The sequence below is a fragment of the Bradyrhizobium sp. 23 genome (genome assembly GCF_023073295.1).
Lineage (GTDB): Bacteria > Pseudomonadota > Alphaproteobacteria > Rhizobiales > Xanthobacteraceae > Bradyrhizobium > Bradyrhizobium canariense_D.
Genome location: NZ_JADPJF010000032.1, coordinates 28,795 through 35,526, shown reverse-complemented (window position 1 = coordinate 35,526; position 6,732 = coordinate 28,795). Strand labels below are relative to the sequence as shown.

General features: G+C 63.2%; 9 protein-coding genes and 1 pseudogene. 4 read left to right on the top strand and 6 right to left on the bottom strand.

Annotation, left to right across the window (positions count from 1 at the left end):
* From IVB32_RS04345 to IVB32_RS04330, 4 genes are all read left to right on the top strand, one after another.
* On the top strand, window positions 1–660 hold a 660-nt coding region (locus IVB32_RS04345), incomplete at its 5' end, for an SDR family oxidoreductase (RefSeq protein WP_247409901.1).
* Window positions 661–674: 14 nt separating this feature from the next.
* Entirely contained in the window at window positions 675–1,274 is a 600-nt protein-coding gene (locus IVB32_RS04340) for a histidine phosphatase family protein (protein ID WP_247369229.1), read from the top strand.
* Window positions 1,275–1,439: 165 nt separating this feature from the next.
* A complete protein-coding gene (gene aroC / locus IVB32_RS04335; RefSeq protein ID WP_018456243.1) occupies window positions 1,440–2,528 on the top strand; it encodes a chorismate synthase in 1,089 nt (362 codons plus the stop codon).
* Between the two features lie 80 nt (window positions 2,529–2,608).
* A complete protein-coding gene (locus IVB32_RS04330; RefSeq protein WP_247369227.1) occupies window positions 2,609–3,799 on the top strand; it encodes an adenylate/guanylate cyclase domain-containing protein in 1,191 nt (396 codons plus the stop codon).
* A 47-nt stretch (window positions 3,800–3,846) separates the two neighbouring features.
* On the opposite strand, the gene IVB32_RS04325 is transcribed toward IVB32_RS04330, so the two are convergent.
* From IVB32_RS04325 to IVB32_RS04300, 6 genes and pseudogenes are all read right to left on the bottom strand, one after another.
* Entirely contained in the window at window positions 3,847–5,016 is a 1,170-nt protein-coding gene (locus IVB32_RS04325) for an HWE histidine kinase domain-containing protein (RefSeq protein WP_247409899.1), read from the bottom strand.
* Window positions 5,017–5,077: 61 nt separating this feature from the next.
* Window positions 5,078–5,329: a hypothetical protein gene (locus tag IVB32_RS04320; protein ID WP_247369221.1), complete on the bottom strand. Its 252-nt coding sequence runs from the start codon at window positions 5,327–5,329 to the stop codon at window positions 5,078–5,080.
* 190 nt (window positions 5,330–5,519) lie between these two features.
* The gene (locus tag IVB32_RS04315; RefSeq protein ID WP_247369219.1) at window positions 5,520–5,714 is read right to left on the bottom strand and encodes a hypothetical protein; all 195 of its coding nucleotides are present in this window, start codon (window positions 5,712–5,714) and stop codon (window positions 5,520–5,522) included.
* 179 nt (window positions 5,715–5,893) lie between these two features.
* The gene (gene clpS / locus IVB32_RS04310; RefSeq protein ID WP_007594672.1) at window positions 5,894–6,199 is read right to left on the bottom strand and encodes an ATP-dependent Clp protease adapter ClpS; all 306 of its coding nucleotides are present in this window, start codon (window positions 6,197–6,199) and stop codon (window positions 5,894–5,896) included.
* A 43-nt stretch (window positions 6,200–6,242) separates the two neighbouring features.
* Window positions 6,243–6,551, bottom strand: coding sequence for a DUF190 domain-containing protein (locus tag IVB32_RS04305; protein WP_247369295.1), 309 nt, complete (start codon window positions 6,549–6,551; stop codon window positions 6,243–6,245).
* 34 nt (window positions 6,552–6,585) lie between these two features.
* Window positions 6,586–6,732: pseudogene (locus tag IVB32_RS04300) on the bottom strand (chromosome condensation protein CrcB); the annotation flags it as partial.

Genomic DNA, 6,732 nt, shown 5'->3' with positions numbered 1-6,732 from the left:
GAGCCGCTCGCCGCCGAGATCGGCGGGCTCGTGCTCGGCCATTGCGACGTCACCGATGCCGCGACCATCGATGCGGCCTTCGCGGTGCTGAAGGAGAAGTGGGGCAAGATCGACTTCCTCGTGCATGCGATCGCCTATGGCGAGCAGCTCGACGGCCGCTACGTCGACACCACGCAGGAGAATTTTTCGAAGTCCATGCTGATCTCCTGCTACTCGTTCACAGCCGTGGCGCAGCGCGCCGAGAAGCTGATGACCGACGGCGGCTCGCTCATCACGCTCAGCTATTACGGCGCCGAGAAGTGGATGCCGCATTACAACGTCATGGGCGTTGCGAAAGCGGCGCTCGAAGCGAGCGTGCGTTATCTCGCCGCCGATCTCGGCGAGAAGAACATCCGCGTCAACGCGATCTCCGCGGGGCCGATCAAAACCCTCGCGGCGTCCGGCATCGGCGATTTCCGCTATATCCTGAAGTGGAACGAGGCCAACGCACCGCTGCGGCGCAACGTCTCCACGGAAGACGTCGGCGGCAGCGCGCTGTATTTCCTCTCCGACCTCTCGCGCGGCGTCACCGGCGAGGTGCACCACGTCGATTCCGGCTATCACGTGCTCGGCATGAAGCGCCCGGAGGCGCCGGACATTTCGTTTGGCGGGAAGGACTAACTTTTCACCCAGCAATGCCCGTGCCCACGATCTATTACCTTCGCCACGGCGAGACCGAGTGGAATGCGCTCGGGAGGCTTCAGGGCATCAAGGACATTCCGCTGAACGCGCGCGGTCGCGATCAGGCCGTGCAGGCCGGCGGCATTCTCGCCGATCTCTTCAAGCGCGAGGGCCGCGACAAGGCCGCATTACCCTACGTGTCGAGTCCGCTTGGCCGCGCACGAGAGACCATGGAACTGGCGCGGAGCAAGCTCGAACTGCCGACTGCGGGCTATACGCTCGACGATCGCCTGCGTGAGATCGGCTACGGCACCTGGGAGGGACTGACGCTGGCCGAGAGCGAGGCCTCCGATCCCGACATCTACGCCCGGCGCCTCGCCGACAAATGGACGGTGGGCCCCGCGGGCGGAGAGACCTACGCCGATGTGCAGGTCCGCGTGCGCGCTTGGTACGACCAACTCCGGACCGACACCGTCGCGGTCGCCCATGGTGGGACCTGCCGGGCCCTGATGGTTTCACTCGGCCTGGAGACGCCGGCGAGCGCCGCCGAACTTTATATCGAGCAGGGCGCCGTCTACGTGTTCCGCGACGGGCGGTTGGAGAAGTTTAGTTAAGCCGGTTCGCTTGCGCGTCCTGCGCCGTCATGCCCGGGGCGCCCTTTTGCGCTTGTGGGCCAAGAACGTGGATGGCGGGACAAGCCCGGCCATGACGACCGTGTAGGCATTTGACCCCAATTTCAGGGCGAGTTAAGTCAGCACTGACTTACGAGCTAGATACGGATGTCCTTCAACACCTTCGGCCACATGTTCCGCGTCACGACCTTCGGCGAGAGCCATGGGGTGGCGATCGGCTGCGTGGTCGACGGCTGCCCGCCCATGATCCCGCTCGTCGAGGCCGACATCCAGGGTGATCTTGATCGCCGCCGACCCGGCCAGTCGCGCTTCACGACCCAGCGTCAGGAGCCGGACCAGGTCAAGATCCTCTCCGGCGTGATGGCGCATCCGGAGACCGGCGTGCAGGTGACGACGGGCACGCCGATCGGGCTCCTGATCGAGAACACCGACCAGCGCTCAAAAGACTATTCCGAGATCAAGGACAAGTTTCGGCCTGGCCACGCTGACTTTACCTATGAAGCGAAGTACGGCCTGCGCGACTATCGCGGCGGCGGCCGCTCCTCGGCGCGCGAGACCGCGACGCGCGTCGCCGCCGGCGCGATCGCTCGAAAGGTGCTGCCCGATGTTAAGGTGCGCGGCGCGCTGGTGCAGATGGGGCCACACAAGATCGACCGCGCGAAATGGGACTGGGACGAGATCGCGAAAAACCCGTTCTTCTGTCCGGACAAGGACAAGGCCGCGTTCTTCGAGACCTATCTCGACGGCATCCGCAAGAGCGGCTCCTCGATCGGCGCGGTGATCGAGGTCGTCGCCGAAGGTGTGCCGGCTGGCCTTGGCGCCCCGATCTACGCCAAGCTCGATGCCGAGCTCGCCGCCGCAATGATGAGCATCAATGCGGTGAAGGGCGTCGAGATCGGCGCCGGCTTCGGCGCGGCCGAACTCACCGGGGAAGAGAATGCCGACGAGATGCGCACGGGCAATGACGGCACGCGTTTTCTGTCCAACCACGCCGGCGGTGTGCTGGGCGGCATCTCCACGGGGCAGCCGGTGGTGGTGCGTTTCGCCGTCAAGCCGACCTCGTCGATCCTGCAGCCGCGTCTCACCGTCGATCGCAACGGCGCCGACACCGAGATCATGACCAAGGGCCGCCACGATCCCTGCGTCGGCATCCGCGCCGTCCCCGTCGGCGAAGCCATGATGGCCTGCGTGTTGGCGGATCATTTCCTGCGCGACCGCGGCCAGGTCGGGCGCTAGCGTTCCGCAGGGCGCTTGTATCGCGCCACTAGTCCACCGCGCAGCTTGACGATCCCACAACTTCGTCCGCAAATGCGCGCATGGAAAGCTCCGAGCTCCAACGTATCACCAACTGGCTGATCGACGGCGCCTGGTCGTCGAAGGCCCCGGCCGAGATGACGGCCGAAGCCTGCGAACGGATGGTTGCAGCCGGTCTGCCGCTATGGCGGTTCGGCATCTTCATCCGCACGCTGCATCCCGAAATTTTCGGCCGCAACTTCATCTGGCGGGAAGGCGAGGAGGTCGAGATCGGCACGGTCGATTTCGAGATCCTGGAGACGCCGGAATTCGCCAGAAGTCCGCTGCGGGTCGTGTTCGAGCAGGGACTTGAGGTGCGGGGACGCATGGACGATCCCGGCAGCAAGCATTTCCCTTTTTTCGACGACATGCGTGCCGAAGGCGTAACCGACTACGTCGCGATGCCAATGCAGTTTCTCGACGGTTCGGTCCACGCGACGAGCTGGACCACGCGCCATCCAGGCGGCTTCACCGATGAACATATCGCGGCGATTCACACCATCGTCAAACCGCTCGCGCGCATCACCGAGATCATCAGCCTGCGCCGCACCGCCGAGATGCTGCTCGACACCTATGTCGGCAATCGCGCCGGCGCGCGCATCCTTGGCGGTCAGATCCGCCGCGGCCACAACGACACCATGCAGGCTGCGATCTGGCTCTCCGATCTGCGCGGCTTCACCGCACTGTCGGACCGGCTGCCGGCCGAGACCGTGGTCGAGATCCTCAACCATTATTTCGACTGCCAGGTCACTGCGATCCGCGGCCATGGCGGCGAGGTGCTGAAATTCATGGGCGACGGTCTGCTCGCGGTATTCCCGATCGACGAATATGTCGGCGATGCCGCGCATGTCTGCACGCGGGTGCTGGAGGCAGCGCGCGAATCCCGCGCCAGCGTCAATGCGCTCGCGTATCCTGTCGGCGACGTCGTCGAGCGCTTCCGCTTCGGCGTGGCGCTCCACGTCGGGAATATCCTCTACGGCAATATCGGCGGCGGCAACCGCCTCGACTTCACCTGCATCGGCCCCGCCGTGAACCTTGCCGCCAGGCTCGAGAAGATCACGGGTCGCCTGGGGCGGACCGTCGTGGCTTCAGAAGGCTTTGCCAATGTTTGCCGCCACGACTGGCACGAGCTCGGCGAATTCCCGATCGCGGGCTTTTCCAAGGCGCAGCGCGTGTACGGGCTGACGGAGGAGGCGCCGGTGGTGATGGCCTGAGGTCGTCGTCCTCGGATGTCCACCGCCGTCAACCCGGTGAGCAGAATTCAGGCGTTCGACGCCATCACCGACTTCAGCGGTACATCCAGCTGATAGACAAATCCGGACGGTTCGTAGGCCAGCCGCACCTGCCCGTTCAGTTGCTGGCCGAGCGACTCGATCATCCGGGTGCCATAGCTCCGTCGTGTTGGCGGCGCCACCATGGGGCCGCCGCTTTCGCTCCACTTCAGGCGCAGCCTTTGCTCGATCTCGTCCACCGTCCACGCGATCTCGACATGCCCGGAGGAACTGGACAGCGCGCCGAACTTCGTGGTGTTAGTGCAGAGCTCGTTGAACGTCATCGCGAGCGCTATCACGGCACCGGACGTGATCCGGAGGTCCGGCCCATTGAAATGGAATCGTCGGCCCCCCTGACTGTCAAAGGGATCAGTGGCGCCGCTCAGGGTATGAGTGAGGCTCGCATTTGACCAGCTGACCTGTATCAACAGGTCGTGGGCACGCCCCAACGCCAGCAAGCGGCCATCCATGGCTTTTTGGCCTTGCTCGAGATTGATTGCGGCCCGGAAGCTCTGGGCTGCGATTGCGCTCACCGTCGCAAGCGTATTCTTGATGCGATGATGCAGTTCTCCGAGGATCAGCTTTTGCAACTTGTCGGCTGCCTCGCGTTCGTGGGCTTCGATGCCGGCTTGAGCCAGCAGGACCTTGGCGTCGGTGTCGGCCTGTTCCAGCAACAGGCGCAGATTGTCGTTCTCCGCTACCAGAACCGATTCCTTTGGGGATCGAGCAACCTCAAGGTTGTCCCCAGGATTCGTCGTTGTGGTCGGAAGGATTTTTAGCGCACCCGCTCCGATCATCGTCTGCAGCTGCGAGATCATTTCGTCGACGGCGAGCGGCTTGCGAAAGAAGCGGCTGTCCGCCGGCGTTTCGTTTTCAGCCGGCTTAACCTGACCGGAAACCAGCACGATCTTGATGCCCGGCCAGCGATCGTGCACCGCGTGGGCCAGCTTCAAGCCGTCCATGGTCCCGGGCATCTGGATGTCGCTGAACAGAAGCGAGATGTCCGACCGCGACTCGAGGATTGCGATGGCTTCGTCGGCGTTGACGGCCTGCACAGGGCAGAAGCCTGCATCCTCCACGATATCGACTGCGCGCATGCGCAAGATCATCTCGTCTTCGACGACGAGAACGTTCGGCAAGGAGGTTGGGGGCGTTGACATCTGTGCACGACACTTTCCTGGATCATCCGACAAGCTCGGCCGGCGCTTTGCGATTGTTGGTCTAGCGGCGCGCAGTGACCAAACGAGCTTCATGAACCCTGACATCGGATTCACCTCGGCGCAGACAGGATGCTTCGAAATCCGGCCAGACCTGGCCCACGCAATTCCTCGCCACCGGATGGCTCGCCAGCCGGTCCGCCTTCGCCAAAGCAACGGTCTCGCGCGCTTTCACTTGTGGCGCAAAACCGGGCAACACAATTACGGACACTCCGAGGAGCGCGAACATCGTGAACGCGATAAGAGATTTCATCATCGGGGGCTGCTTTGCTGTTGCCTGCTCCCGCTGCGTTCGGGGAACGCTATCTCAACAATCAAAACAAGATATCGTTCACCATGTGCAACTTATATTTGAGTCCGGGTTGCCGGCAATGCGGCGCCGGCGCTCAACTGGCACTGCTGCCTTGGGCTTCCGCTCGATCGGTAGGCCGGTGCCGCCTTCGCGACTAGCGCGGCGCCTTCAGACCGGGCGAACTGAGCCAATCATGAATGTGCGAGGCCGTTTCACTCAATCGCGCCGCCTTGAGCAGCGATTCGCGCTGAACGCCGGGCGGGGCAATCTCTGCGCGACGGCGAGCCTCGGCTGCCAATTGGGCAAGGCGATTGCTCAGCGGGATGGTGCGCTTGGTGGGGTCTTGCATAGGACGCTCCGCATTGGGCGGGAGCGCAAAGACTCTCTCAGTCACCGATGGATGCCGTGATGAGCCGGTGATGGCTCACCATGCGCCTGTTGACGGCCAATAGATACACTATTCGGCAGAGCAGATTCGGCGCCGACATCGAAAGCGGGCGCCAAAGCACCAAAGCCGGACCGGTGCTGCTATTCCTCCGGCTCCGTGGTGAACAGCAGGGGATAGCCCTTGGTGCGGCCGGCATCCGTTGCGCGGGTAGCCTTGGTCTCGGCGACGTCCTTGGTGAAGACCGCGACCACGCAGGCGCCGAGCTTGTGGGCGGTGATCATCACCTTGTAGGCCTGATCCTCGGTCATCCGGAACTCGGCCTTGAGGATCATCGTGACGAATTCGCGGGGCGTAAAGTCGTCGTTGATCAGGATGACCTTATGCAGCTTCGGCCGCTCGACCTTGGTCTTCGTCCTGGTTTTCGGTTTGGCAACGGTATCGTTCATTCCGCCTCCCGGATATGGCGGGCTCGGGTTTCTGCCGGCGCGCTCAGCGCGCGGCCTTCTCACCATATTGCAGGACCTGCACCTTCTCCAAGGTGATCAGGCCGCTCGACATCATGCCATCCAGGATGGGCAGGAATGCATTGATGTTGTCCTCGCTGTCGACGATCTCGATCAGCAACGGCAAGTCTTCCGAGAGCCGCAGAATCTTGGAAGTGTGGAGCCGGCTCGACTTGCCGAAGCCCATCGGGCCCCGCAGCACGGTGGCGCCGGCCAAATGCCGCTCGGGCGCCGTCATCACGATCGCTTCATAGAGCGGCTTGCCGTCGAACTGGTCGTTCTCGCCAATGAAGATCCGGAGCGAAACTGCTGATTGGGGATTTGCATGGTCAGCTCCTTCGCAAGCGGTTGGTGCCGCTGGCTATCATATGGCCTGCCCATACCGACACCAGCCAGCAAATGACGGATGCCGCGAGATAGGCGAGCGCCGTATATTTCATGCCGCCGTGGAACAGGCGGAAGGTCTCCAGGCTGAA

What these genes read in the sequence shown, in the direction of transcription:
- IVB32_RS04340 (WP_247369229.1), top strand. Translation starts at nt 675, where the DNA reads ATGCCCGTGCCCACGATCTATTACCTTCGCCACGGCGAGACCGAGTGG.
- IVB32_RS04315 (WP_247369219.1), bottom strand. Translation starts at nt 5,714, where the DNA reads ATGCAAGACCCCACCAAGCGCACCATCCCGCTGAGCAATCGCCTTGCC.
- IVB32_RS04320 (WP_247369221.1), bottom strand. Translation starts at nt 5,329, where the DNA reads ATGATGAAATCTCTTATCGCGTTCACGATGTTCGCGCTCCTCGGAGTG.
- clpS (WP_007594672.1), bottom strand. Translation starts at nt 6,199, where the DNA reads ATGAACGATACCGTTGCCAAACCGAAAACCAGGACGAAGACCAAGGTC.
- IVB32_RS04325 (WP_247409899.1), bottom strand. Translation starts at nt 5,016, where the DNA reads ATGTCAACGCCCCCAACCTCCTTGCCGAACGTTCTCGTCGTCGAAGAC.
- aroC (WP_018456243.1), top strand. Translation starts at nt 1,440, where the DNA reads ATGTCCTTCAACACCTTCGGCCACATGTTCCGCGTCACGACCTTCGGC.
- IVB32_RS04330 (WP_247369227.1), top strand. Translation starts at nt 2,609, where the DNA reads ATGGAAAGCTCCGAGCTCCAACGTATCACCAACTGGCTGATCGACGGC.